Source organism: Salinibacterium sp. NG253, assembly GCF_015864945.1.
Lineage (GTDB): Bacteria > Actinomycetota > Actinomycetes > Actinomycetales > Microbacteriaceae > Rhodoglobus.
The window spans coordinates 541,637-566,305 of record NZ_JADYWF010000001.1; the positions used below are offsets into that span (position 1 = coordinate 541,637).

The 24,669-nt window shown below is 60.4% G+C and carries 23 protein-coding genes and 1 tRNA gene; 2 read left to right on the top strand and 22 right to left on the bottom strand.

Annotated elements, in window-relative coordinates; translation table 11 throughout:
- Positions 1-216: 216 nt before the first annotated feature.
- The 13 genes from I6E52_RS02590 to rplU all read right to left on the bottom strand — a co-directional run bounded on the left by I6E52_RS02590 (position 217) and on the right by rplU (position 10,691).
- Positions 217-293, bottom strand: a tRNA-Ala gene (locus I6E52_RS02590).
- A gap of 197 nt (positions 294-490) precedes the next feature.
- A complete protein-coding gene (locus I6E52_RS02595; RefSeq protein ID WP_197154676.1) occupies positions 491-1,318 on the bottom strand; it encodes a MetQ/NlpA family ABC transporter substrate-binding protein in 828 nt (275 codons plus the stop codon).
- 72 nt (positions 1,319-1,390) lie between these two features.
- Entirely contained in the window at positions 1,391-2,092 is a 702-nt protein-coding gene (locus I6E52_RS02600) for a methionine ABC transporter permease (protein ID WP_197154677.1), read from the bottom strand.
- Positions 2,089-3,078 carry a methionine ABC transporter ATP-binding protein gene (locus I6E52_RS02605; RefSeq protein ID WP_197105872.1) on the bottom strand — a complete coding sequence of 330 codons (990 nt, stop codon included), beginning with the start codon at positions 3,076-3,078 and terminating at the stop codon, positions 2,089-2,091. Before I6E52_RS02605 ends, I6E52_RS02600 begins: the two co-directional genes overlap by 4 nt.
- A 119-nt stretch (positions 3,079-3,197) precedes the next feature.
- Positions 3,198-3,590, bottom strand: coding sequence for a ribosome silencing factor (gene rsfS / locus I6E52_RS02610; RefSeq protein ID WP_197154682.1), 393 nt, complete (start codon positions 3,588-3,590; stop codon positions 3,198-3,200).
- Positions 3,591-3,632: 42 nt separating this feature from the next.
- The gene (locus I6E52_RS02615) at positions 3,633-5,489 is read right to left on the bottom strand and encodes a hypothetical protein (RefSeq protein WP_197154685.1); all 1,857 of its coding nucleotides are present in this window, start codon (positions 5,487-5,489) and stop codon (positions 3,633-3,635) included.
- The gene (nadD, locus tag I6E52_RS02620; protein ID WP_197124303.1) at positions 5,486-6,091 is read right to left on the bottom strand and encodes a nicotinate-nucleotide adenylyltransferase; all 606 of its coding nucleotides are present in this window, start codon (positions 6,089-6,091) and stop codon (positions 5,486-5,488) included. Before nadD ends, I6E52_RS02615 begins: the two co-directional genes overlap by 4 nt.
- A 9-nt stretch (positions 6,092-6,100) precedes the next feature.
- Entirely contained in the window at positions 6,101-6,295 is a 195-nt protein-coding gene (locus I6E52_RS02625) for a hypothetical protein (RefSeq protein ID WP_197154687.1), read from the bottom strand.
- Between the two features lie 30 nt (positions 6,296-6,325).
- Positions 6,326-7,594 (bottom strand): glutamate-5-semialdehyde dehydrogenase, encoded by a 1,269-nt coding sequence (locus I6E52_RS02630; RefSeq protein ID WP_197154689.1) that lies wholly within the window; start codon positions 7,592-7,594, stop codon positions 6,326-6,328.
- 39 nt (positions 7,595-7,633) lie between these two features.
- Positions 7,634-8,431, bottom strand: coding sequence for a glutamate 5-kinase (proB, locus tag I6E52_RS02635; protein ID WP_307842332.1), 798 nt, complete (start codon positions 8,429-8,431; stop codon positions 7,634-7,636).
- The gene (obgE, locus tag I6E52_RS02640) at positions 8,424-9,968 is read right to left on the bottom strand and encodes a GTPase ObgE (RefSeq protein ID WP_197154691.1); all 1,545 of its coding nucleotides are present in this window, start codon (positions 9,966-9,968) and stop codon (positions 8,424-8,426) included. Before obgE ends, proB begins: the two co-directional genes overlap by 8 nt.
- Before the next feature lie 131 nt (positions 9,969-10,099).
- Positions 10,100-10,351 carry a 50S ribosomal protein L27 gene (rpmA, locus tag I6E52_RS02645; RefSeq protein ID WP_197105879.1) on the bottom strand — a complete coding sequence of 84 codons (252 nt, stop codon included), beginning with the start codon at positions 10,349-10,351 and terminating at the stop codon, positions 10,100-10,102.
- Between the two features lie 31 nt (positions 10,352-10,382).
- Positions 10,383-10,691, bottom strand: coding sequence for a 50S ribosomal protein L21 (gene rplU / locus I6E52_RS02650; RefSeq protein ID WP_009772527.1), 309 nt, complete (start codon positions 10,689-10,691; stop codon positions 10,383-10,385).
- Between the two features lie 315 nt (positions 10,692-11,006).
- Here rplU and I6E52_RS02655 point away from each other — a divergent pair, with 315 nt between their 5' ends.
- Positions 11,007-11,279: a DUF4031 domain-containing protein gene (locus tag I6E52_RS02655; RefSeq protein ID WP_197124297.1), complete on the top strand. Its 273-nt coding sequence runs from the start codon at positions 11,007-11,009 to the stop codon at positions 11,277-11,279.
- Between the two features lie 43 nt (positions 11,280-11,322).
- On the opposite strand, the gene I6E52_RS02660 is transcribed toward I6E52_RS02655, so the two are convergent.
- From I6E52_RS02660 to I6E52_RS02680, 5 genes are read right to left on the bottom strand one after another with little or no spacing between them, the layout of a single operon-like run.
- Positions 11,323-11,724 (bottom strand): ACT domain-containing protein, encoded by a 402-nt coding sequence (locus tag I6E52_RS02660; protein ID WP_197154694.1) that lies wholly within the window; start codon positions 11,722-11,724, stop codon positions 11,323-11,325.
- 9 nt (positions 11,725-11,733) lie between these two features.
- On the bottom strand, positions 11,734-13,137 hold the full coding sequence (locus I6E52_RS02665) for an Ig-like domain-containing protein (RefSeq protein ID WP_307842333.1): 1,404 nt from the start codon (positions 13,135-13,137) through the stop codon (positions 11,734-11,736).
- Positions 13,118-13,867, bottom strand: a complete 750-nt coding sequence (locus I6E52_RS02670; protein ID WP_197154695.1) for a TIGR03943 family protein — start codon at positions 13,865-13,867, stop codon at positions 13,118-13,120. The genes I6E52_RS02665 and I6E52_RS02670 overlap by 20 nt, the downstream gene beginning before the upstream one ends.
- Positions 13,857-14,906 carry a permease gene (locus I6E52_RS02675; protein ID WP_307842334.1) on the bottom strand — a complete coding sequence of 350 codons (1,050 nt, stop codon included), beginning with the start codon at positions 14,904-14,906 and terminating at the stop codon, positions 13,857-13,859. Before I6E52_RS02675 ends, I6E52_RS02670 begins: the two co-directional genes overlap by 11 nt.
- 49 nt (positions 14,907-14,955) lie before the next feature.
- Positions 14,956-17,784 (bottom strand): Rne/Rng family ribonuclease, encoded by a 2,829-nt coding sequence (locus I6E52_RS02680; RefSeq protein ID WP_197154696.1) that lies wholly within the window; start codon positions 17,782-17,784, stop codon positions 14,956-14,958.
- A gap of 329 nt (positions 17,785-18,113) precedes the next feature.
- Here I6E52_RS02680 and I6E52_RS02685 point away from each other — a divergent pair, with 329 nt between their 5' ends.
- On the top strand, positions 18,114-18,713 hold the full coding sequence (locus I6E52_RS02685) for a vitamin K epoxide reductase family protein (RefSeq protein ID WP_197154697.1): 600 nt from the start codon (positions 18,114-18,116) through the stop codon (positions 18,711-18,713).
- Positions 18,714-18,858: 145 nt separating this feature from the next.
- On the opposite strand, the gene ndk is transcribed toward I6E52_RS02685, so the two are convergent.
- Genes ndk through ileS form a run of 4 tightly spaced genes read right to left on the bottom strand, consistent with a single transcriptional unit; the run spans position 18,859 to position 24,485 of the window.
- Positions 18,859-19,275 carry a nucleoside-diphosphate kinase gene (ndk, locus tag I6E52_RS02690; protein ID WP_197154698.1) on the bottom strand — a complete coding sequence of 139 codons (417 nt, stop codon included), beginning with the start codon at positions 19,273-19,275 and terminating at the stop codon, positions 18,859-18,861.
- The gene (locus tag I6E52_RS02695; protein ID WP_197154699.1) at positions 19,272-19,673 is read right to left on the bottom strand and encodes a DUF4233 domain-containing protein; all 402 of its coding nucleotides are present in this window, start codon (positions 19,671-19,673) and stop codon (positions 19,272-19,274) included. The genes ndk and I6E52_RS02695 overlap by 4 nt, the downstream gene beginning before the upstream one ends.
- Positions 19,670-21,202, bottom strand: coding sequence for a folylpolyglutamate synthase/dihydrofolate synthase family protein (locus I6E52_RS02700; RefSeq protein ID WP_197124283.1), 1,533 nt, complete (start codon positions 21,200-21,202; stop codon positions 19,670-19,672). Before I6E52_RS02700 ends, I6E52_RS02695 begins: the two co-directional genes overlap by 4 nt.
- On the bottom strand, positions 21,195-24,485 hold the full coding sequence (gene ileS, locus I6E52_RS02705; RefSeq protein ID WP_197154700.1) for an isoleucine--tRNA ligase: 3,291 nt from the start codon (positions 24,483-24,485) through the stop codon (positions 21,195-21,197). Before ileS ends, I6E52_RS02700 begins: the two co-directional genes overlap by 8 nt.
- Positions 24,486-24,669: the final 184 nt, after the last annotated feature.

Here is a 24,669-nt window from a genome sequence, read left to right on the forward strand (position 1 = left end):
ACACCCGCTGGCGATGCGTGTGAACCCGGCCCGTTTGATGACCGAACGGGCGCCCCACCGATTCCGTGGCGGTGGCGCACAGCTCCCCCGTTGTATTCACCTGCTCCACGCTAGGAAGCGATTCTTGGAATCGCCAATGGGGAGGCCCAGAGTCTCCCTAGCGGCGATGCCTGAATAACGAAAAAGCCCCGCAATCTTTACGATTGCGGGGCTAGATGGTGGATCCAAGGGGATTCGAACCCCTGACCCCCTGCATGCCATGCAGGTGCGCTACCGGGCTGCGCCATGGACCCATCTGTTTTGTTTTCTTTCGAAAACGCAACTTGTCAAGATTACTACACGCTTGGCGCATCCAGAACCATCTGAGCGATTCCCAGCCAATTGTCTCCGAAAATTATGGGGAAAAGTAAAGGGCGGCCGACATCCCAATGGATGACGACCGCCCTTTCACAGCGACGTGCAGTTCAGGCGGAGCGCGACAGCTTCGCGACTAGGAAACGGGGATAACGAGTCCGTTGTAGAAGTCGTTGATGTACGCCTTCGTTTCGTCCGAGGTCAGCAGCTCGTAGAGCGTGGTGACGCGAGGGTCGCTCTTGAGCTCATCGCGGGTGGCGAGCACGTTGTAGTACACGCTCGAGGTGCCCTCGGTGACCAGCTGCAGGTCACCTGAGAGGCCAGCAGCGCCGGCGTAGTTGAAGTTCACGATCGCCGCGTCCTGGTCATCGAGAGCCGACGGCAGGCTCGCTGCGTCAATCTCGATGAAGTTGTAGTCGTTGGGGTTGGCGGTGATGTCCGACACGGTCGACGGGGCATCCGTGGTTTCGATGAGTCCGGCATCCGCAAGCAACAGAAGCGCACGGCCCTCGTTGCTGGCATCGTTCGGCAGGGCGATCTTGGCGCCATCCGGCAGATCAGCGAGCTCGTCAACGGTCTTCGAGTACAGCGCCAGCGGCGGGAGGTACACCTGGCCGACAACGGCGAGGGTGTCACCCGTGTTTTCGTTGTACAGGTCGAGGAACGGTGCGTGCTGGAACAGGTTGACGTCGAGGCTGCCCTCGCTGAGCGCGGGGTTAGGCGTCGTGTAGTCGGTGAACTCAACGATGTCGAGTTCAAGGCCAGCAGCTTCAGCCTGTCCGCTGTCGATAACGAACTGAACGATTTCGCCAGCTGGCGTTGCCGTGGCGCCGACGGTCAACGAACCGAGAGTGCCATCAGTCGGAGCGGCCTCTTCGGCGGGAGCCGAGCATCCGGCCAAGGTGAGAGCGAGCACGCCAGCGGCGGCAACGGTCGAGAGTGAGAAGAATTTGGAGCGTGACATTACTAATCCTTTGGTGAAGGGTGAAACAGATGGGATAAAAGAGAACTACGTGGGGGTAAGCCGCCGACCGCGTCAGCGGTGAGACATTCGGTTGGCCAGGCGCGCGCCGACCACTTGAACGATCTGCACAATCGCCACCAACACGATAATGACCGCCACGATGTGGATGACGCTGTAGCGCTGGTGACCGTAGCGAATAGCAACATCACCCAGACCTCCACCACCAATCGCGCCCACAATGGCGGAGTAGTTCACAATCGACACCACTGTCGTTGTAAAGCCCCGGATGAGGCCAGGAACAGCCTCGGGAATGATGACTTTCGACACGAGTTGCCAGCGAGTGGCACCAAGCGAATGACCGGCTTCAACGAGTCCTTCGTTTACTTCGCGCAACGAGATCTCGACGATGCGGGCGTAGAACGGGATCGCCGCCACCGTCAGCGGCACAATCGCGGCCGTGACACCAAACGCCGAGCCGAGAAGAAGCCGGGTGAAAGGAATGAGCGCGATCATCAAAATGATGAACGGGATCGAGCGGCCTAGGTTCACCACAGTTTGCGTAACCGCATTGATGATCCGGCCGGCAACAATGCTGCCGAACGGACGCTCGAGGATGCCGCCGCGGTCAGTGACGACCAGAAGCGTTCCGAGCGCCAGCCCGATCACGAGTGTGATGAGCATTGTGACGCCCACTTGGTACAGGGTCTCCCCCGTTGCTTTCAGGAGCGTTTCGAACAGCTGTGGCCAGAAGCCGGGAGCAGTGGAATCAATCATCGTCCGCTCCTCACAATCTCAACAACGAGGCCCTGAGCGCGCAGGTCATCAATCGCAGCAGTGTGCTGCTCGATGGTTCCTGGTAGTTCAAGGCGCGTACGACCAGACTGTGCGCCTCCGATAGTTTCCATCGCAGCGCCGAGCAGACCAACATCGAGGTGATGAGTTCTAGCCAGCTGGGCCACGACAGGGCGCTCAGAAGAAAGGCCCACGAACGTGACGTCGATAACGGTGGAGGTTCCTTCGGGCAATTCGCCAAGCGGAAAAAGCCCACGAGCCAGCTGCGAGCCCGGTTGGCTCAGCAAATCGACCAAACGGCCGTGTTCGAGAATGCGGCCACCGCTCATGAGTGCTGCAGAATCGCAGATGCTTTTGACAACATCCATCTCATGCGTGATGAGCAAAATGGTGAGCCCGAGCTCTTTGTTGAGGCTGCGCAGCAACTGCAGGATCGAGTCGGTGGTTTCGGGGTCGAGTGCGCTGGTCGCTTCATCGCTGAGCAACACCCGGGGGCGGGATGCCAACGCCCGGGCAATACCGACGCGCTGCTTCTGACCGCCCGAGAGCTGAGCCGGGTACTGCTGAGCTTTGTGCTCAAGGCCAACAAGTTCGAGGATCTCATTCGTGCGTGCGGTGCGCTGGCGACGCTCCACGCCCACAATTTCGAGAGCGAGCTCAACGTTTCCGCGAACGGTGCGGCTATCGAGCAGGTTGAACTGCTGGAAGACCATGCCGATCTCGCGACGGGCCTGAAGCAGTTCGCGGTCGCTGAGCGCGGTGAGTTCACGGTCAGCAACGGTGACCGTTCCCGAGTCGGGACGCTCAAGAAGATTGACCGTGCGGATGAGCGTGCTCTTGCCCGCACCGCTCTGGCCGATAACTCCGAAAATCTCGCCGCTGGCGACGGAGAGACTCACGTCATCGAGGGCGCGAACTGGATTCGCGGCATCACCAAAGGTCTTGGTGACGGAAGAAAGCGTAATCATGAAACCCCAGTGGGAGAAGGTGACTGGTGAGAGTCGCCCCGGGGTCGAACTGCCCGGCTAAAACAAGCAAACCAGCACGGCGCAACCCACACAAATTGGGTTACGAAGTGTGAAGTTTGTTACTCCGAATCAGACTCAACGTCTGTTGCCACAGGCGCGATGGTAATCGGGATGACGGGGCAGTCGCTCCAGAGACGCTCGAGCGAGTAGTAGAGGCGGTCTTCTTCGTGGAAGATGTGCGCAACGACGTGGCCGAAGTCGAGCAGGATCCAGCGACCCTCAGCACGACCTTCGCGACGCAATGGCTTAGCGCCAGCGGCAATCATCTTCTCTTCGATCTCGGAGGCGATCGACTGAACGTTACGTTCGTTGCGACCGGTCGCCAGGAAGAAGATATCGGCGTAAGGCATGGGACCGGTGACGTCGAGCGCAACCATGTCGGTCGCCTGCTTGGCGTCGGCGGCATTCGCGACGATGGAAAGTAGCTCGTTGGCACGAGGAGAAGCAGTCACAGGATCCTTAATCGGAAAAAAGCTGAAGGCAAAGAGTTAAACCTACAACATGTTGAAGGCGAAGGCTGCCACGAGCAGCCCAGCCACGACAACAGCCATCGACGCTGCTGAGATGAGCAGTACCGTCAAAGCACGCGTGCCCTTGGGTTTCTGCGTCTGCGTAACGGACTGGTTGGAGAAGGTGCTGACGGCCTTGACCGCGCGCACGGGCGCCGAATCAGTCGACACCATGTCGCTGTCGTTGAGATCCAGGAGAGAGTCAATGTCGCCCTTGTCGAAGCGGTCAGAAACACCGCTTGCCGAGAGAGTGCTCGGGAGGTCGATTGAACCGGTAAGCATCGCTTCGCCACTCGAGGTCAGCGGACCACGGATGTCGGTAGCAAACGGAATCGCTGGCAAGACAAGAGCGTTGGTTGCGGTGCTTCCGCTGCCAATGGTGCGCGTGACGATCGCGTTGTTCGTCTCGTCGTCAGTCTTTGTCTGGCTGGACCAGTGCCCGATCGAGATACCGGATGCCGCAACAACTGGTGTCGCAGCGGGAGCCGGCGACGCACTCGGTGCAGCGGGAGCCGGCGACGCACTCGGTGCAGCGGGAGCCTGCGCAGTGGGAGCCGGAGCAACGGGTGCCTGCGCAGTGGGTGCATTCGCAGGCTTCGCGACGGAAGCGGCAGCGACTTCGCCATCAAGGCGTTTGCGCGCGAGCTCATCAAACTCTGCTCGCGCATTGCTCAATGTGGTCTGAGTCGAAGCGGTGGGCGTCGACGACGCTTGCGGCTTCGTAGCCGCTGGCGCCGGGTCGAACCCGAGAAGGCCTTCAACGGTGGGGCGCGTCGACTGTTCAGGCTTTGTAGGCGCGGCAGTCGTATCAGACTTCGCACCTTGTTCGGGCTTGGCCGCTGGCATCACCTTGGTGACAGGGTCAGCCGTAGTGCGCGCGCTCGGCACGGCAGCAACGTTAGGTGCAGGCAGATCTGCGAGCGGTGACCGCGGAGCTGCCGGAGCAGGCGCACCCGTGACAGAACCGTCGGGGTTGGCCAACAGTGATTCAAAAGCGCTGAGGGCATCCGTGGGAGCGGCCGCAGTAGCGGCAGCTTCGGGAACGACAGCCAGAGGGTCGACTAGGGCTGGCGGCTCGATGTAGGCCTGGGCTGCTGGCGTGAACGACAGTTCTTCGGCCGTTCTCGCAGGCTTCACCTGAGCAGCAGCGGATGCCGCCGCAGCAAGGTCAGCCAAGCTCGGACGAGCGGCAGGCGCTGAAGCCGGTGCCTGTGCAGGCGCAGATGCTGGAGCCGGCGCCGAAGCAGCCGGAGCTACAGGAGCAGTGGATGCTGCAGGCTGAGCAGAAGCAGCTGGCGCGGATGCGGCTTGGGGCGGCGCAACTGGCGCGGGCGCCGCCGGAGCGGGCTGAGCAGGCGCTGGGTGAACGGGAGCGGCCTGAGCAGGCGCGGCCGGAGCGGGCGTGGCCGGAGCAGCAGTTGTTTGACTGGCTGCTTCTTCGCGAGCACGCAGTTCGCGCAGCTCACGGCGCGTCAACTGGCTCACGTCAGTGCCCGCATCCGATGCCGGAACGGCGGAAGCAGCAGGAACGACGGGTGCCGGCGGCGCAACAGCGGAATTGCTCTGACCGTTGACGTTGGGTGGCGGCGCAGTGAGATAGGCAGCGGCTGCGGTGGGCTGCGAAGCGGCAGGCGGCGCGACAGGAGCCTGAGCCGGGGTTGCCGGAGGCGTGGCGGGCGCACTGCGAGGTGCTTGGTTAACGTCAGAAGTGTGCGTGTCGTCGCTTTGCGACGGGAAGGTGGTGAATCCTTCTACTGTGGGCTGCTCGTCGGACGAGTGTGTGCGCTCACTCTGACGCGCCGCGCGTCGCGACTGCGGCGGCGGATCGTGAAAAGTGGTCATGAAATACTCCGATATAGGTGGTGCTTGGCGATGTACTGAACGACACCATCCGGAACCAGATACCAGACCGGGTAACCCCGACTGACCCTGTTTCGGCAATCGGTAGATGAGATCGCAAGCGCCGGCACTTCCAACGAGCTTACGCCTTGCTCAGGCAATCCACTAATGGTTAAGGCGTGTCCTGGCCGTGAAACTGCTATGAAATGGGCGAGTGTCCAGACCTCGTCAACGTCCTTCCATTCCATGATTTGAGCCACGGCATCCGCGCCCGTGATGAAGAAAAGGTCGGCGTCAGGATAGGTCTTGCGCATGTCGCGCAGGGTGTCGATTGTGTAGGTCGCCCCTTCACGCTCAAGGTCAGCTCTGCTGACATCGAACCCGGGGTTGGCCGCGGTCGCAATGACCGTCATGAGGTAGCGGTGCTCCCCCGATGTTGCGGTGTCTTTCATCCACGGCTTGCCGGTGGGAACAAACACGACCTGATCGAGGTCGAACTGAAGCTGAGCTTCACTGGCCGCAACAAGGTGGCCATTGTGGATGGGATCGAAAGTTCCACCCATGATGCCGATGCGGGCGCGGCGCGGCGCCGTCTCGGCGGTCACAAAAAAGCCTTAGTGGCCTGCGCCGTGAGCGTCGCCAGCCTTCGCCGGCTTAGCTACGTGACGGTTCGACACATCACGGAAGCTCCACGTGACAAAACCGAGGGTGGTCAACACGACCGCCGCAATGAGCGGGAAAGCAAGCGCGGGCAACACGAGAGGCGCAAGCTCTTCACTCGACGCAAGAACGTTCAGAAAAATCGACATCAGATCTCCATTCACAAAACCGATAACAGTCTAGCCGCGGACTTGACCGCTACCGCGCACAACCCACTTGGTACTCGTAAGTTCCGGCAACCCCATGGGGCCTCGAGCGTGCAGTTTTTGGGTCGAGATGCCCACCTCAGCACCAAAACCGAACTCAGCACCATCGGTGAAGCGAGTGGAGGCGTTGACCATGACCACCGCGGAATCCACTTCTGCGAGGAAGCGATCCGCATTCGCGAGATCGTTCGTGATGATCGATTCCGTGTGCTTCGTGGAGTAGGTGTCGATGTGTTCGATCGCAGCGTCGAGGTCGGCTACCACCCGCACCGCGACATCCAAACTCAAATGCTCTACAGACCAGGCGTCGGCGTCAGCGATCTCCGCTGCGGGAAAGAGCTGCCGCGTGCGCTCATCCGCATGAATGGTGACGCCTGCCTCGGCCAACCGCGCCAGCACCGCAGGAATCAGTCGTTCAGCGGCGGCCTCGTGCACAAGGAGCGTCTCAAGCGCATTGCAGACGCTCGGTCGCTGTACCTTCGCGTTGTGCACGATTTCAACGGCGGTGGTTTCGTCGGCGGATTCATCTAAGAAGATGTGAACGATTCCTGCGCCAGTTTCAATGACGGGAACAGTCGACTCTGTGACGACGGTCTGGATGAGCTGAGCACTGCCACGAGGAATGAGCACATCAACAAAGCCACGGGCTTGCATGAGCGCCTTCGCCCCTTCGCGACCAAACTCGTCGACCGTTTGCACGGACGCCGGATCGATCCCGACGCTCGACAACGCTGACTGAATTACGTCAACGAGCACGCGGTTGGAGTCTTCAGCAGCTGAGCCTCCACGAAGGAGCACCGCGTTGCCACTCTTGAGCGCGAGGGCAGCGATATCAATCGTGACATTGGGCCGAGCTTCGTAGATCGCCCCGATGACGCCAAATGGAACTCGGGTCTGCGCTACAGAAAGGCCATTGGGCAAGACAGAGCCGCGCACTACGGTACCGACAGGATCAGCAAGCTCAACAATTTCGAGCACCGCGGCGGAAAGCTGGGCGATTCGTTCCGGAGTAAGCCGGAGGCGGTCTTGAAGCCCAACCGTCATCCCGGTGCTGCGACCACGCTCGAGGTCACGGCCGTTCGCTTCCACGATGCGGTCGGCGTGAGCAACCACACCGGCGGCAATAGCTTCGAGCGCGGCATTCTTCTGCACCGTTGTCACGGTGGCAAGAGTGCGCGATGCTGCGCGTGCGGCGCGAAGTTTGTCGTCAATAGAGAGCGCGGTTGCGGCTGAATCACCCATGATCAGAGTGTAGCGGCGCTCGGCAACTCCAATCGAACGTTACACAGCGGCGGGATCGGCCTCGAACCAGGTTCCGATCGACTCCCCCGCCAGAGCGGCAGCAACACTGCCTGTCTCGGCGAGCAATACCGGGATGCCAGCGGCCGCAGCATGCTTGGCAGCAGCGACCTTCGTTCCCGCGCCTCCGGTTCCGACCCCAGCCGCACCGATGTCGCCAAACGTGACATCGCTGAGGTCATTCGCAAAGGAGACAACATCTATGCGCTCAGCCCCTGGCTCAGACGGCGGCTTGGTATAGAGCGCGTCGATATCGGAAAGCAACACGAGCACGTCAGCACGCACCAAAACAGAGACGAGGGCCGCAAGACGGTCGTTGTCACCGAAGCGGATCTCGTGGGTGGCGACAGTGTCGTTCTCGTTCACGATGGGCAAGATTTTCAGCCCCAGCAATCGTTCGAGCGCGCGCTGAGCATTGCTGTGGTGGGTGGGGTTTTCCATGTCCCCCGCCGTCAACAAGATTTGCGCAGCGACGACGCCGTAGCGGTCGAAGCTCTCTTGGTACCGGTAGATGAGAACGTTTTGGCCCACGGCAGCCGCGGCTTGCTGAGTCGCGAGGTCGGTGGGGCGAGCATCCAATTTCAAGAAAGGGATGCCGGTCGCGATCGCACCGGACGATACAAGAATGACTTCAGAACCAGTGGCATGAGCTGACACGAGAGCATCAACTAGAGCACCGATCTGGCCCACGTTGGCACCGCTCACCGACGAAGAGCCGACTTTGACAACGATGCGGCGCGCACGAGGAATCTCGGCGCGCACGGTGGGCTTGTTAGTCACGATCCTCCGGCTCATCGTCACGCTGAATAGCGAAACCTTCATCGTCTTGCCACACGCCAGCTTCGCGCTCACCCTCAAGCTCTGCACGGGCAGCAGCCTTGGCATCCATACGCTCAAGATAGTTGCGGCGACGGCTGCGGTTGGTCTCGCGAGGGTTGTCGTCGAGTCGCGGGTCAGTACCACGCGGCGCAACAATCAATTCTGCGGCAGACGACAATGTCGGCTCCCAGTCGAAGACAACGCCTCCGCCTGCACCGATAATGACGGTAGAACCGGGAACGGCGCCAGCCTTGAAGAGGTCGTCTTCGACGCCGAGGCGTGCGAGGCGGTCGGCGAGGTAGCCCACCGCTTCTTCGTTAGCGAAGTCGGTCTGAGCAACCCAACGCTCAGGCTTCTCGCCCACCACGCGGTAGATGTTGCCGTAGGTGCCACCCTCGACCTTGACCGCGAAGTCTTTCGCGTTCACGGCGCGAGGACGCAAGACAATGCGTTCCTTGACGGGCTCAGAAATGCGGGCTTCGCGGTCAGCGAGCACGAGTGCTGCCAGCGCGAAGGAAAGTTCACGGAGCCCGTGACGCGAGACTGCCGAAACTTCAAAGACGCGGTAGCCACGCCCCTCAAGCTCAGTCTTGACCATGTCAGCGAGCTCATTGCCCTCAGGAACATCGACCTTGTTGAGAGCGATGATTTGTTCGCGCTCAAGGAGAGGCTTCTGCCCCTCGGGAACGGGATACGCCGCAAGCTCACCGAGAATGACATCGAGGTCAGTGATCGGGTCGCGGCCGGGCTCCAACGTTGCACAGTCGAGAACGTGCAGCAGAGCAGTACAGCGCTCAACGTGGCGCAGGAACTCGAGGCCGAGCCCCTTGCCCTCGCTGGCACCTTCGATGAGACCGGGAACGTCAGCGATCGTGTACCGAACCTCACCAGACTCCACCACACCGAGGTTGGGGTGCAGAGTAGTGAAGGGGTAGTCAGCAATCTTGGGCTTTGCGGCGCTCATAGCGGCGATCAAGCTCGATTTGCCCGCAGAGGGGTAGCCCACGAGGGCAACATCAGCGACGGTCTTGAGTTCGAGGAAAATATCCCCCTCGGAACCGGGCGTGCCGAGAAGTGCAAAACCGGGAGCCTTGCGCTTAGTGGAAGACAGCGCGGCGTTGCCGAGTCCACCTTGACCACCGGGAGCAACGATCAGTCGCATTCCCGGGGCATCCATGTCGATGAGTACTTCGCCTGAAGCATCACGGACGACGGTGCCAACCGGAACAGGAAGCAGCAGCTCTGCACCAGCGGTGCCAGCCTTGTGGTCACCCTGACCGGGCTGACCGTGCTGAGACTTGCGGTGAGGTGAGCGGTGGTAGTTGAGAAGTGTCGTTACCTGCGGGTCACTGACGAGAACGATGTCCCCACCGTCACCGCCCTTGCCACCATCGGGGCCGGCGAGAGGCTTGAACTTCTCGCGCTTGACCGAAACACAACCATTGCCACCATGGCCTGCTACGAGATGAAGGGTTACCTGGTCGACGAACGATGCCACAATGGTTCCTCCTGTTCTCGTGAGCTAATGACTGGCCTGTAGTGCCATCTTAAATGGCGAGAGCGAGCCGAAGCTCGCTCTTCGCTGTAACGCGTGCCTGCAAGCAGGCTGCGTGGAAATGCCGCGGAAAGTTACGCGGAAACGATGTTGACGACCTTGCGGCCGCCCTTTGCGCCGAACTGAACTGCGCCCGGTGCGAGAGCGAACAGTGTGTCGTCGCCGCCACGGCCGACGTTAACGCCGGGGTGGAAGTGAGTGCCACGCTGGCGAACGATGATTTCGCCGGCGAGAACCTCTTGGCCACCGAAGCGCTTTACGCCGAGGCGCTGAGCGTTGGAATCGCGGCCGTTACGGGTGGAGCTTGCGCCCTTTTTATGTGCCATCTGTCTAGAAGTCCTTTACGTCCGTCAGCAGTTACTTGATGCTGGTGATCTTGATACGGGTCAGTTCTTGACGGTGACCCTGGCGAACCTTGTAGCCGGTCTTGTTCTTGAACTTCTGGATAACGATCTTGGGACCGCGCTCATCGTTCAATACCTCGGCAACGACCTTGATCTTCTCAAGCGCCTTGGCGTCGTGAGTGATCTTGTCGCCGTCAACGAACAGAACTGGAGCGAGCTCAACATTGCCGTTCTTGTCGGCTGCGATGCGGTCGAGAACGACAATCGTGCCGACCTCTACCTTCTCCTGCCGCCCACCGGCGCGCACAACTGCGTAAACCACTTTTGACCCTTACTTAACGATTGAATAGCTAGAACTACTGAAGCTTGTGGCGAATTCTGCGGGCTTTGCCCAGCACACGCCAAGGATCAACAATACTCGACGTGGGCACTCCCGGTCAAACGACACGCTGCAGTAGCTTTCGACTGAATCAATCATGATCTTGACCCGACGAAAACGAGAACGTGTACACCAACATTGGTCACGATCTCAACGATCGGAACCACAACTCGGGTGCAGCAGAGTCCATAGTACGTTGCGAACGGGCATTGGGTCAAAACCTCCCCCCAGCGATTCGCCGTCAATTAGGCTCGCAGCATGACCGTGTTGATCGACCAGCCAATTTGGCCAGCCCATGACACGGTGTGGGCGCACATCGTCAGCGATGTGTCTCTCGAGGAATTACACGAGTTTGCGAGCAGGGCAGGCATCCCCCGCCGCGGATTTGACCTCGACCACTACGACGTCCCCGCCCGCATGTGGACTGAACTTGTCAGCCTCGGAGCGGAACCCGTTGGCGTGCGCGAGTTCGTGCGCAGACTCGAAGCGAGCGGGCTGCGCGTCGCTCAACGCGACCGCCCAGCGAAGTAACCAACGCACGCCTGAGGCGCACGTTAGGCGATGTGCAGCCTGACTAACGAGCGGACGCCTGCAGGCCGCGTAGCGCCGCCAGAGCGGCATCCGTGGACTCGACAGAGACGAAGATGTGGTCATGGTGATGGCCAGCGATCACATTGCAGCTGATCTGAACATCACCGAGCGCCTGCGCGAACGCCGCCGTGAGGCCAACGGCCTCTAGGGCAGACGTGACAGTGAGAGTGATCCACGACGAGCGGAACTCGTGGGCGATGCCCTGGCGCAGAGCATCCGACTCGGTCATCACCACGGAAAGTCCCTCAGGCTCCTGCATCAATGCCACGATCGACGACGCATCAACCTCCGCAAGCGAATCCACCGTCGCGAAGACGAACACGCCCTCATTGAGATGGGGCTCCATCGAAGCAAGCAACTCGTTGAGGTCAGAAATCGCTGTCATAAAGCGAACCTAGCGCCACACGAGGCCGAAGCCCTCAACACTGCGCGTCACCGCTCCGGTCGCAATCTCCACCAGATAGGTCGTAACGCTCTGCGGCCGTGGATTCATCACATACTCATCAGAGTCAAAGTTCGACACGTTGGGCTGCACTTCCACCGCTACAAACTGATTGTTCGGCGATACGTGGAAATCCAGAATCGCGCCCTTGTCATCGACCGTTTGGTACAGGATGCGCGAAACTTCGCCATCGTCGTAAGCGAGCACACTGCTAAATGAACCACCGTCGGAGCTAACCAACACCATCTTGGCCACAAGGTTTCCCGCCGCATCCGCATCCGTTTGACCCAAGAAAGGCTGCTCGCCATCGATGGGCGAGGGATTCAGGCGCAACTCTTCGCCGTCAACCAACGCGACTGACGCGCTGCCCCGCGCGTCAACGACCACCACGGTCGAACCGTCGGCAGACACTCGGTCAAACTCAAAGTAGCCGCCAAGAGGAACGACCAAACCAGATGTCGTATCAACCCGCACCAGTGTGCTCTCCGTCGTGAGCGCCACAATCGTGGTGGTGCCAGGCACGAACTGCCAGCCCACAACGCGCATGGGCTCGCCGTCCAAGCCAGTGACGGCAACGACATCTCGCCCCCGATTAACGTCCAGCGTGTACAACGTGTGCGAAACCGTGGGGATAGGACCAGGGTCGAGACTCGAAATGGTGAATCCGAGGAGTGAACTAGAGCGAGCGGCATCCAGATCGGCGACCTCGCCAACTTCGGGAAGCAACACCTGTTCGGTAACGCCCGTGTCAGGGTTCACCAGCGTGAGCGTACCCGTGCGGTCAGCGGCGGCCGTACTAACAGCGAACACATCGCCCACTGGAACGAATTCTTCGATGCCTTCGCCCGAGTACACAACAGTGCGCTCTTGCGAGCTCATCCCGGTCTCAACAATCTCGTCGTTCGGCTCGCCGCGGTCGAGATAGTAGAGCGTCGGCTCAGCAGTGGTGAACGAATAAGTCAGAGTCGACTCAGAGCCACCAGATGGGCTCACGACGCCCTCAACCGACACCGTGTATTCAGTGTTGTAGTCCAGCGCCTCCGAAAATTGCACAGAAATCAGATCGCCATCGCTCGACACCGTGGCAGCGACCGCCGGATCCACCGAGACTGCGCCGGCATCCACCGCTGCGAGAGTCTGGTTCGCAAAAAGACGCAACGTTTGATCTGACGACGACACCACCGCATCCGCATCGACTTGCGCGCTCGACAATTTGGGCCCCTGCAGGTAACCGAGTGCCAAGAACACGCCGCAGAGGACAAGCAGAACGCCTACCGTCAGCGCGAACGTGCGCCGGAACGAGCGGATGCTGTGCTCCCCCTCCGGAGGACGCGGACTAATAGAGATAGGGCTCACTCGGCCGCTCAACTCCCGTCATGGTCTCCGGAACGAGCACGAGCGGCAGATCGCTGCGCGAACTCGGGTTGACCTCAAACGAACCGGTGATCTCTACCCACGCATCAACCTCAAAGTCGTTCGCCCAGTCCGGGGCGTAGACGGCGAGACCTGTGGGCTGCGCGTCGACCGCGCAGCACGTGACTGTGAAGCGCGACAGATAGAAAATATTGGCGGGATCGTCTTCGCTGGCCGTGATGAAGCCCACGACATCCGCCGTCTTATTGGAGTAGAAGCTCGGGTCGCTGGTCTGACGCAACAGCGAGGACCAATCGACGACCGTGAAACTTGCGATCAATTCGTCGTCGGCGTTCTCGACCTCATCGACGTTCTGGCTATCACTGCCCACCGTTGAGCCCACAATATCGCGCTGACTTGCCGTGGCACTCGACAGCGTTGTGGGGGGCACGAGAACTAGAGAGAGTGCGACAGCACCAGAAAGAAGCAGAGCTACTCCCCCGACAACCCGCGACCACCCGCGCGGAGCCACCGCCTCTTCGGTGTTCGCCGGACGGATCGCAAGGCTCAGCACGCCCATCACGAGCGCGAGAGCCGCCATCACGACCGTGAACACCACATAGCGGGGGTGAATGTAAAGAACGAGCTGCTGGGTCGCCCCGAGCCAGACCGTGGCGCTCACAGCGACGAGAATCAGGATGACGCCCCACCAGCGTTGGAGGCTAGACCACATAGTTGATCACCAATCCGATAAAGGCACTCATCAGGGCGACGACCAGCGATAGCTGCAGCAGCACCTTGGCCGTAAAGGTAGTGCGCATAATGGCCAGCATCTTGATGTCGATGATCGGACCGAACACCAGGAACGTCACGATCGAACCCGGCATGAACGTGCTCGCAAAGGGCAAGATAAAGAATGCGTCGACGCTGGAGCAGACCGAGATCACGAATGCCAGCGCCATCATTGCGAGAATCGACCAGAGCGGATTGCTGCCCAGTGTGACCAGCACATCTCGCGGAACCGCCACTTGGATTGCGCCAGCGATAAGGGAGCCGATAAACACAGCGGGCATGAGCACGCTGGATTCGCGCATGAAGATGTCGAGGCTCTTCTCGGTACGCGACTGCCGAGGACCGTGAGAACCCACTGCACACTGCTGAGCGAAACGACCAGTGAGAATGGCGTTGGGCTGCGGGTGCAAGCTGAACAGCCAACCCACGATGTTGGCGATTGCAAGGCCACCAAGAATTCGCCCCACGAGGATGCCGTCATCAAAGCCAAACGCCTGATGGGTCGTCACAATCGTGATCGGGTTGATAATCGGAGCCGCTAACAGGAACGTCATCGACTCGGGCACCGAGAAGCCCTTGAGAATTAGCCCGCGAGCCAAGGGCACGTTGCCGCATTCACACACGGGCAGCGCAATACCGAATAGCGAGATTGCGGCCCGACGCAACACCGGACTCTGCGGCAAATACCGCATCAGCAGGTCATCCGGAAGCCACGCCTGCACCACGATTGACAACAGGATGCCGAGCACAACGAACGGCAGCGACTCGATGATGACACTGGTCGCCAACGTCAGAAGGTCTGCGGTGAGACCGGGAACTCCGACGGACTCTAGCTCGCCCGTGTACGCCCGAAGCGCGAAGATTGCCGCGACACCAATCGTGCCGAATGCCAACCACAACCAACGGTTTCGTGACCGGCGAGGTCGATGATCATGCTGATGATGGTGATCATCGACACTCGCTGGCACGGTTGTGGTCACAAGTAAACCTTACAAAGTTGAAACTCGAAAAGTACCGAGTGCCGCAGTGTTAGTTGTCGTCGGCAGGCGTTGCGTTAACAGTCTTTCCCTGGCTGCTGGCACGTCGTGAACCACGAGCCTTGCCGTGACCAGGCTGCTTGGGCTCAGGAAGAGCCTCGAGAACCGAACCCAGAATCTGCTCCGCATCCTGCGTGCTGATCTTGGGAGTCGAGCTCTCGGCCTTGGTGATGGGAATGTCGAAAATGGCCACAGAAGCTTCAGCGGCCGGCTCGACAGCATCACTCGAGCGCTGAGCGGGCTGAGCTGACTTGTTTCCGCTCTTGCTGCGTCGTGACTTCTTGGGCTCGGGAGCCGCCACTGTCTCGGTCGCTGCAGGAGCGGCTGCCGTGGCATCCACTGCTGGCGCTTCACTAGCGGGGTTTTCGACGGTAGGGACCACGGTGCTCGCGGCAACACGAGCAAGCGCGTTGCGCACGTCTTCAGTGATCGCGTGAGTGCCATTGCTCGGAGCCGAAGCCGGAGCAGTATTCTTCGCGGAGTTGTTGGACTGCTGTGTTTGCGATCCACCACCGTTGCCGTTGTTGCCGCCGTTGTTGCCGTTCGAGTTGCCCGAGTTGTTGTTCGAACCGCCGGAGTTGTTGTTGCCGCCACGGTTGCGCCCACGGCGTCCACCGCCAGCCTGCTCGTTCTGTGTCGGCTGCGAGCGGTGCTTGGTGACGGGGTCGTGATGAACGACTACACCGCGGCCGGCACATACTTCACAGTTCTCACTAAACGTCTCAAGCAGGCCAAGGCCAAGCTTCTTCCGCGTCATTTGCACGAGACCGAGTGACGTCACTTCAGCAACCTGGTGCTTGGTGCGGTCACGACTCAAGCACTCGACGAGGCGACGCAGCACGAGGTCGCGGTTGGACTCAAGAACCATGTCGATGAAGTCGACGACGATGATTCCACCGATGTCACGCAAGCGCAGTTGGCGAACGATTTCTTCCGCTGCTTCGACGTTGTTCTTGGTGACGGTCTCTTCGAGGTTTCCGCCAGAACCGACAAACTTGCCGGTGTTGACGTCGACGACAGTCATCGCTTCGGTGCGGTCGATCACAAGCGAACCGCCCGAGGGCAGCCATACCTTGCGGTCGAGAGCCTTTTCGATCTGCTCAGAAATGCGGTACTCCTCGAAGGAGTCAACGGTTCCCTCGTGAGCCTGCAGACGATCGAGCAGGTCAGGTGCGACCGAACGCACGTATCCCTCGATGGTCTTACGGGCGTCGTCACCCTCGATGACAAGCTTGTGGAAGTCTTCGTTGAAGACATCCCGAATGATCTTGATCAAAAGATCAGGTTCCGAGTGCAGCAATGCTGGGCCCTGGTTTTGAGCGTTATCAACCTGCGCGCTGATGTCAGCCCACTGGTTAGTCAGACGGTTCACGTCGAGCGTGAGCTGCTCTTCAGTCGCGCCCTCGGCTGCGGTGCGCACGATGACACCGACGTTCTCCGGAAGAACGCCCTTGAGGATCTTCTTGAGACGCGAACGTTCCGTGTCGGGCAGCTTGCGGCTAATGCCGCTCATCGAACCGTTAGGAACATAAACGAGGTAACGACCGGGCAAGGAAACCTGACTCGTGAGTCGGGCACCCTTGTGGCCTACCGGATCCTTCGTGACCTGCACAAGCACACGGTCGCCTGGCTTGAGCGCGAGCTCAATGCGACGAGCCTGCGGCTTGCCATCAGCAGAGTTCTCAGCAGCGGCATCCCAGTCAACTTCACCGGAATAAAGCACGGCGTTGCGGCCGCGCCCGATGTCAACGAATGCTGCTTCCATGCTGGGCAAAACGTTCTGAACGCGACCGAGGTAAACGTTGCCGATGAGGCTAGCGTCTTGAGCCTTCGCTACGTAGTGCTCAACCAAGACGCCGTCTTCGAGAACACCAATCTGGATGCGATCAAACTTCGAGCGGACCACCATGACGCGGTCAACACTTTCGCGGCGCGCGAGGAACTCGCTCTCCGTTACGACGGGGCGACGACGACCAGCATCGCGGCCATCGCGGCGGCGCTGCTTCTTGGCTTCAAGACGAGTCGAGCCCTTGACGCGTGTGGGTTCATTGCTGGGCTCTGCCTGCTTGCGCGGCTGGCGAACCCGAACAACCGTGTTCGGTGATTCGTCGCCGGGGCGAGCGTCCTCACCGGAACGACGGCGTGAACGACGGCGAACGTTGCCCGCTTCGTCTTGGCTATCGTTATCGTTTTTGCGACCGTCATTGTTGCGGTTGTCTCGACCATCGCGGTTGTCGCCATTGCGGTTGTCGCCATTGCGGTTATCGCCGTTGCGGTTATCCGAACCAGCGCCGTTGTCGTTACGCGAACGCGACGAACGAGCCGGCAGTGCGGGCAGGTCGGGAAGATCAGGTGCCTGAAAAAGCAGCGACGTCGTCGACGGCGGGGTCACCGGAGCGGCTTTGGCTGTGGCGGCCTTCTCGGTCGTCTTCTTGGCGGCAGGGCTCTTGCGTGAGCGCGAACGAGTGGATGCCGTTGAAGTCGACTTGGCGTCTGATTTTGCGTCTGTCTGTGCGGCATCCGGTGCGGTCGCAGCGGAGCTCGCGGCCTTGGACTCGGTCGCTGCCTTGTCTTTCATGCCGGTAACGGCATCCGGAACTTCGAGCCCGAGGTGTTCGCTTGCGGTCTTGGCGGCCGGACGCTGAGCAGCCTTCGCTGCGCGGGGTGCGCTCTCTGCAACCGGAGCCTCAACGGCGGGTTGTTCGACCGGCGGCTTCTGTGCCACTGGCTTCTCTACCGCTGCCTTTGAAGAAGGAAGAATGCGACCAAAAAGGCCCTTCTTCTTCGGAACATCTTTCGAATTATTGCTTTCATTCACCATTGCTGGTGTACTCCTTGCCCTGTGTAGGCGACCGCGCCACCTACCGGGTACTCTCTCGTGCGCTATTCCCCCACCAAACCTATGGTTCAGGAACCGCTACTAATTCTTCAGGTCCTGCAACGGGCCCGTGGCTCGCGTTGCAGTTGTGCTCTCTCACAGCACTCCGGAACTGGCTATCCGACGCACGCAACTAGCGTTGCGCAACTGGTCCGGTCGCTATGCCCGGGAAGACTTCTTGGTGTTGTTCCGAGCGCGGCTCGGAATAACTACGCTTCATTATCGCATGCATTCTCAGAAAGTGAGCCTGACGCGCGTGCGATAATCCCAGCATGACTGCTTCCGGGGTTCGCAACAGGCCCATCGCCCTCGCTATTTTTCTGATCTTTGCTGGGGTAGTGGGGCTCTGGGCCTCATTCCAGCTCACACTAGAGAAACTCCACGTGCTCGAAAACCCGGATGCCACGTTGAGCTGCGACTTCAGCATCGTCGTGCAATGCGCGGCCAATCTCGAGTCAGCGCAGGGCGCGTTGTTCGGCTTTCCTAACCCCATCATTGGCCTAGTGGCGTTCATGGCGCCGGTCGTTGTTGGCGCCGCGATACTCGCCGGAGCGCGCTTCAATAGCTGGTTCTGGGTCACGTTCAACCTCGGCGTAGCTGGCGCTTTCACGTTCATTCTGTGGCTCGCCTATCAGAGCATTTTCAACATCGGCACGCTGTGCCCGTGGTGCATGGTTGTGTGGTCCGTCACGATCCCCATGTTCTGGGCAGTGACGCTTCGCAACCTCAAAGTCGGCGCGATCCCAGCTCCCCGTGCGCTTCGCAAAGCTGCCGGCGCCGCCTACAGCTGGGTGCCGGTGATCACGATCGTCGGGTACATCATCATCGCCATCGTCGCTCAGTATCGACTCGACGTTCTGGCTTACCTCTAAACATATTCCCCACCGGGAACACGACAATGGCGAGAGCCTGACGATAGTCAGGCTCTCGCCATTGTGTCGTGACCTGAGACGCACTGCGGGTGAGGCTACGCAGCCGATCAGTCACCTACCCGTGAGGGTATAAAAGGGGTGCGATTTAAGAGAACCACAGAGCGAGCTCACGCGCTGCCGACTCGGGCGAATCGCTGCCGTGCACAAGGTTCTGCTGAACAGCGAGGCCCCAATCACGACCGAGATCTCCACGGATCGTTCCGGGAGCTGCCGTCGTGGGGTCAGTGGTGCCGGCGAGCGAACGGAAGCCCTCGATTGCACGGTTGCCCGTGATGCGAAGCGCGACCGTCGGGCCGGACTGCATGAAGTCGAGCAGCGGCTCGTAAAACGGCTTGCCTTCGTGCTCGGCGTAGTGCTGTGACAGAAGGTCGACATCCGCCTGCACAAGACGCACGTCTACCAGCTGGTAGCCCTTCGCTTCGATGCGGCGAAGGATTTCGCCCGTCAGATTGCGAGCAACGCCGTCAGGCTTGATCAGTACAAGGGTCTCTTCGATGTTCATTGTGTCTCCTCAGAGGGGGTGGTCATGGACTGGGTGTTAAGTATTTCGGCCTTGGCGCGGTCGAGTTGCTGGCCCTTGATGAAGCAATAGATCCAGATGCCAGCAAAACCTGCTCCCACGAAAAACATCGGCGTGAGGATGAAACCAAGAGCAACGAGACCGACCTGCAGCGCCCAACCAACCCAGAGGGCACCCGGGCGGTGCAGCATCCGGGCAAGAGCGACGAACACGAGGATCAGAACTGCTCCCCCAATGAACGCTGGTGCCGGAGCAAGAGCTTTGAGCCCGAACGCCGTCAGCGCGACGAAGAAGATCAGCGTGGCGTCGAGCACCAAGACGATGCTCAGTAGCAGTTCAGTGACGGAGCGCTTTCTGCGGACCGCGGGTGCGGCGGTCACGGTTTCCAGCCTTCCGCCTCGGCAAGAGCGAGTGCCTCACCGACGAGAGTGATGGAACCCGTTACGACGACAGCACGGCGTTCGTTCTCTGCGGCCCAGCTGCGCGCCAACTCCATCGCTTCGGCAAAGGAATCGAAATCGGTGGTCTCATCGGTAAACGCGCGAACCGTCTCAACGAGTTCCTCTGGAGGAACGGCACGGTCAGACTGTGATGCCGTCACGTAGAAGCGATTAGCAACGGGGGCGAGAGCCTCCACGATGCCAGCAGCGTCCTTGTCGTCAACGACCGCGATCACAAAAGCGATGTCTTCGAAGGTGAAGTATTCCTTGAGCGCTGCGGCGAGAGCCGCTGCCCCATGAGGGTTGTGAGCGGCATCCACAATCACGGTGGGTTCTGCACCAATAACCTGCAGTCGCCCCGGCGACGCGACGGTAGCGAGCCCTTCAGCGAGCACATCGTGAACGAGCGCCTGGCTGCCAGCGCCCAAGAACGACTCAACGGCAGCGATAGCGAGCGCGGCGTTGTGCCCCTGGAACTCCCCAAACAGCGGCATAAACAGGTCAGAGTAGGTGCCGGCGAGTCCGCGCACCGAAATAAGTTGGCCGCCCACGGCAACATTGCTGCTGAGGAGCTCGAACGCATCGCCCTCGACACCAATCGTTGACTCGGTAAGGTCTGCTGCGCGCTCCAACTCGATCTGAGCATCCGACGACTGAATAGCCGACACGATCGCTGCAGCCGGCTTGATAATGCCCGCCTTGGTGCGCGCAATCTGCGCAATTGTCGTACCCAAACGATGCGTGTGATCGAGCGCAATCGGCGTGAACACGGCAACTTGACCGTCAGCGACATTCGTGGAATCCCACTCGCCACCCATGCCGACCTCAAGGATGGCGACGTCGATAGGGGCATCCGCAAAGCTCGCAAATGCCAGCACCGTCAGCGCCTCAAAGTAGGTGAGCGCTTCTTCGCCCTTGGCCATCAGCTCGGCATCGACCATGAGCAGGAACGGACGGATGTCAGCCCAGTTCTCGGCCAGTGCCCGGTTCGAAATCGCCCGGCCATCAATCACGATGCGCTCGTTGACGCGCACCAGATGCGGACTCGTCATGAGCCCCGTGCGCAGCCCATAGGCGCGCAGAATGCTTTCGATGATGCGACTCGTGGAGGTCTTGCCGTTGGTGCCCGTGACGTGGATAACGGGGTACGTGCGCTGCGGGTCGCCGATCAACTCGACGGCGCGACGAGTTGCTTCGAGCCGCGGTTGAGGCGCCTGCTCCCCCACTCGAGCGAGCAGCTCTTCGAACACATTGTTGGCATCCGAGAGGTATTCAGTGTCTTCAAGTTCGAAGTCTGAATCCTCATCGATGTTCGTGCCTTCAAAACCATCCGCGAAGGGACTCAGGTCGGCAAGGGGATGCTCCGGGCCAAGCTCGGCGCGTTCTTCGTCGGTCAACGACGCCTCAATGGGGTCGCCGTTTTCGTCGAATTGGCCGTCGTTACCGAGTTCATCATCGCGGTCAGACATTGGTCGTTCCCATCTTGGTGATGTCGATCACCAGCGCGCCGTTATTGGCGTATTTTCCTGCCGCGAGTTGCGTGCGGTGCACCTCTAGTGTGCCCTCTTCGAGATCATTCGCGAAGGCCTGAACGGTGGTTTGCGCTGCAAGCGTTTCTGAGGAAATCATGGCGCTGTGGAATCCGATGGCCTCGTGGTCGGCGGGGTCTGGCGCCCCAATCGTCAGAGAGATGCGGTCGCTCACGTCGAAGCCTGCCGCCTTGCGGGCATCCTGAATCGCACGGATGACATCGCGAGCGAGGCCCTCCGCCGAGAGTTCTGGAGTGAGTTGGGTGTCAATGATCACAAAGCCACCCTCAGAGAGGAACGCGATTGCGCTGGCCTCGTCGGCGGCTTCCATCTGGAGCTCGTACTCGCCGGCTTCCAGCGGCATCCCGTCGACGGAAACACCCTCGGCCGTGGTTTCCCAGTTGCCGGCCTTGGCTTCCTTGATGACCTGCTGCACTTGCTTGCCGACACGCGGGCCGAGAGCACGAGCGTTGACGGTGAGCTTCTTGGTGATGCCGAAGCTCTCCAACGAACCTTCTTCGAGAGCGTCAAATTTCACAGCCTTGACGTTGAGCTCATCGCGAAGGATGTCGCTAAACGGCGCGAGAGCCGCGGGGGTCTCGCTTACGACGGTCAGCGAAGCCAGAGGCAGTCGCACGCGCAGGCTGCGAGCCTTGCGCAGAGCAAGTCCGCTTGAGGCGATCTCACGCACGCGGTCCATCGAAGCAACCAGATCGTGGTCAGCCGGGAAAGCTGCGGCGTCAGGCCAATCCGTGAGGTGCACGCTGCGGCCGTTGGTGAGGCCGCGCCACATCTCTTCCGAGATGAGCGGGAGCAACGGTGCCGCAACTCGCGCCACGGTCTCCAAGACCGTGTAGAGAGTGTCGAAGGCATCCTTGTCGTCGCCGCTCCAGAAGCGGTCACGGCTGCGACGCACGTACCAGTTGGTGAGCACATCGGCGAAGTCGCGGAGCTTGGCCGCCGCCATCGGGCTGTCGAGGGCATCGAGTTCGGTAGTGACATCCTCAATCAGCTCTCGCGTCTTAGCGAGCAAGTAGCGGTCGAGAACGTTCGTAGAATCGGTGCGCCAACTCGCCTCATAGTTATCGGCAGCGTTGGCGTAGAGAGTGAAGAAGTAGTACGTGCTCCACAGCGGCAGCAGCATCTGGCGAACACCATCACGGATGCCCTCTTCGGTAACCATGAGGTTTCCGCCGCGTATCACCGAGCTCGACATCAGGAACCAGCGCATAGCGTCAGCACCGTCACGCTCGAACACTTCGGAGACATCCGGGTAGTTACGCAGGCTCTTCGACATCTTTTGGCCGTCATTGCCGAGCACGATGCCGTGGCTGATGACGTTAGAGAAGGCCGGGCGGTCGAACAACGCCGTCGAGAGCGTGTGGAGGGTGTAGAACCATCCGCGAGTCTGACCGATGTACTCCACGATGAAGTCGGCAGGGCTGTGGGTGTCGAACCACTCCTGGTTCTCGAACGGGTAGTGAACCTGAGCGAAGGGCATCGAACCCGAATCGAACCACACGTCGAGCACGTCTTCGATACGACGCATCGTCGACTGACCACTCGGATCGTCGGGGTTCGGTCGCGTCAACTCATCGATAAACGGGCGGTGCAGGTCGGGCTCGCCCTCGTGGTTGAGAGGCAAGCGGCCGAAGTCGGCTTGGATCTCAGCCAGCGAACCGTAGACATCCACGCGCGGGAAGTCAGGGTTGTCGCTCTTCCAGATCGGGATCGGCGAACCCCAATAGCGGTTGCGGCTGATCGACCAGTCGCGGGCATTGCTCACCCACTTGCCGAACTGGCCCTCCTTGACGTTCTCGGGAACCCAGTTGATCTCCTGGTTGAGCTCGCCCATGCGGTCGCGGAACTCCGGAACCTTCACGAACCAGCTCGACACCGCCTTGTAGATCAGCGGGTTGCGGCAGCGCCAGCAGTGCGGGTAGGAGTGCTCGTAGCTGGCGACCTTGAGCAGGCGGCCCTCTTCGCGCAGCAACTTCGTGAGCGGCTTGTTGGCATCGAACACCTGCATGCCTTCAACGGGCGGCACCGACGGCAAGAACTTGCCACCATCGTCAACCGAGATAACAACGGGGATGCCGGCAGCGGCACACACATTTTGGTCATCTTCACCGTAGGCGGGCGCCTGGTGCACGATGCCGGTACCTTCACCGGTGGCAACGTAGTCGGCGACCAAGAACTGCCACGCGTTTTCGGTGCCGTAGGTTTCGACATCCGCATAGAAATCCCAGAGGCGGTCATAGCGAACGCCCGCGAGTTCGGCACCCTTGATGGTGCGCGTGACTGCAGCAAGAGCTTCCTCAGCAGTCTCGTAGCCAAGTTCTTTCGCGTAGGCCGCGATGGTGTCGCCCGCAAGCATGAACTGGGCGGAGCCCTGCTCCGAACCGTCGCCAGCACCGAGCGGGCCAGCAGGCAGCACCGCGTAGTCGATGTCAGGACCGACAGCGAGAGCAAGGTTGGTGGGGAGCGTCCACGGGGTGGTCGTCCAGGCAAGAGCCTTCACGCCGGTGAGACCCAGCGCCTCTGCCTTCACGCCATCGAGAGGGAACGTGACCGTGACGGTCTGGTCTTGACGCATCTTGTAGACGTCGTCATCCATGCGCAGTTCGTGGTTGGAAAGCGGGGTTTCGTCATTCCAGCAGTACGGCAGCACTCGGAAACCCTCGTAGGCGAGGTTCTTCGTGTGCAACTGCTTGAACGCCCAGATGACGCTCTCCATGAAGTTGACATCGAGCGTCTTGTAGTCGTTCTCGAAGTCGACCCAACGCGCCATGCGCGTCACATACTCTTGCCATTCGCCGGTGTACTTGAGCACCGATTCGCGAGCGGCGGCATTGAACTTGTCGATGCCCATCTCTTCGATCTGGCTCTTCTCGGTGATGCCAAGCTGGCGCATCGCTTCGAGTTCAGCGGGGAGTCCGTGGGTGTCCCAGCCGAAGCGACGGTGCACTTGCTTGCCGCGCATGGTCTGGTAGCGCGGAAAGAGGTCTTTGGCGTAGCCGGTCAGCAGGTGACCGTAGTGCGGGAGGCCATTGGCAAAAGGAGGACCGTCGTAGAAGACCCACTCATCGGCGCCTTCACGCTGATCAATGGATGCCTGAAAAGTGCCGTCTGCCTTCCAGTACGAGAGCACTTGCTCTTCGATCGCCGGAAACTTCGGGGACGGCGCGACGGAATCATCTGAGCTGTGGCGGGGATACGACATGAGGCTCCAGTGGTACGTAGGTGCGAATAGTCTGCACGAGGACGACCTTTCAGCCGCGGTACCACCCCGCTTATGCACCCAGAGGCACACCACTCATATTGCTGTGACGGGCTTACCCGTTCGGTTCTACCGCCGCCCGCTCCCCCGCCGAAGCTGAAGTTGAGATGGTTTCTTCCGAACGCTC

Excerpts from the sequence above, each read along its gene's own strand:
- I6E52_RS02670 (WP_197154695.1), bottom strand. The coding sequence starts at position 13,867 with ATGTGGTCTAGCCTCCAACGCTGGTGGGGCGTCATCCTGATTCTCGTC.
- I6E52_RS02680 (WP_197154696.1), bottom strand. The coding sequence starts at position 17,784 with ATGGTGAATGAAAGCAATAATTCGAAAGATGTTCCGAAGAAGAAGGGC.
- I6E52_RS02655 (WP_197124297.1), top strand. The coding sequence starts at position 11,007 with ATGACCGTGTTGATCGACCAGCCAATTTGGCCAGCCCATGACACGGTG.
- I6E52_RS02685 (WP_197154697.1), top strand. The coding sequence starts at position 18,114 with ATGACTGCTTCCGGGGTTCGCAACAGGCCCATCGCCCTCGCTATTTTT.
- I6E52_RS02595 (WP_197154676.1), bottom strand. The coding sequence starts at position 1,318 with ATGTCACGCTCCAAATTCTTCTCACTCTCGACCGTTGCCGCCGCTGGC.
- rpmA (WP_197105879.1), bottom strand. The coding sequence starts at position 10,351 with ATGGCACATAAAAAGGGCGCAAGCTCCACCCGTAACGGCCGCGATTCC.
- I6E52_RS02625 (WP_197154687.1), bottom strand. The coding sequence starts at position 6,295 with ATGTCGATTTTTCTGAACGTTCTTGCGTCGAGTGAAGAGCTTGCGCCT.
- I6E52_RS02605 (WP_197105872.1), bottom strand. The coding sequence starts at position 3,078 with ATGATTACGCTTTCTTCCGTCACCAAGACCTTTGGTGATGCCGCGAAT.
- I6E52_RS02600 (WP_197154677.1), bottom strand. The coding sequence starts at position 2,092 with ATGATTGATTCCACTGCTCCCGGCTTCTGGCCACAGCTGTTCGAAACG.
- ileS (WP_197154700.1), bottom strand. The coding sequence starts at position 24,485 with ATGTCGTATCCCCGCCACAGCTCAGATGATTCCGTCGCGCCGTCCCCG.
- I6E52_RS02700 (WP_197124283.1), bottom strand. The coding sequence starts at position 21,202 with ATGTCTGACCGCGATGATGAACTCGGTAACGACGGCCAATTCGACGAA.
- I6E52_RS02630 (WP_197154689.1), bottom strand. The coding sequence starts at position 7,594 with ATGGGTGATTCAGCCGCAACCGCGCTCTCTATTGACGACAAACTTCGC.
- ndk (WP_197154698.1), bottom strand. The coding sequence starts at position 19,275 with ATGAACATCGAAGAGACCCTTGTACTGATCAAGCCTGACGGCGTTGCT.
- I6E52_RS02660 (WP_197154694.1), bottom strand. The coding sequence starts at position 11,724 with ATGACAGCGATTTCTGACCTCAACGAGTTGCTTGCTTCGATGGAGCCC.
- I6E52_RS02615 (WP_197154685.1), bottom strand. The coding sequence starts at position 5,489 with ATGACCACTTTTCACGATCCGCCGCCGCAGTCGCGACGCGCGGCGCGT.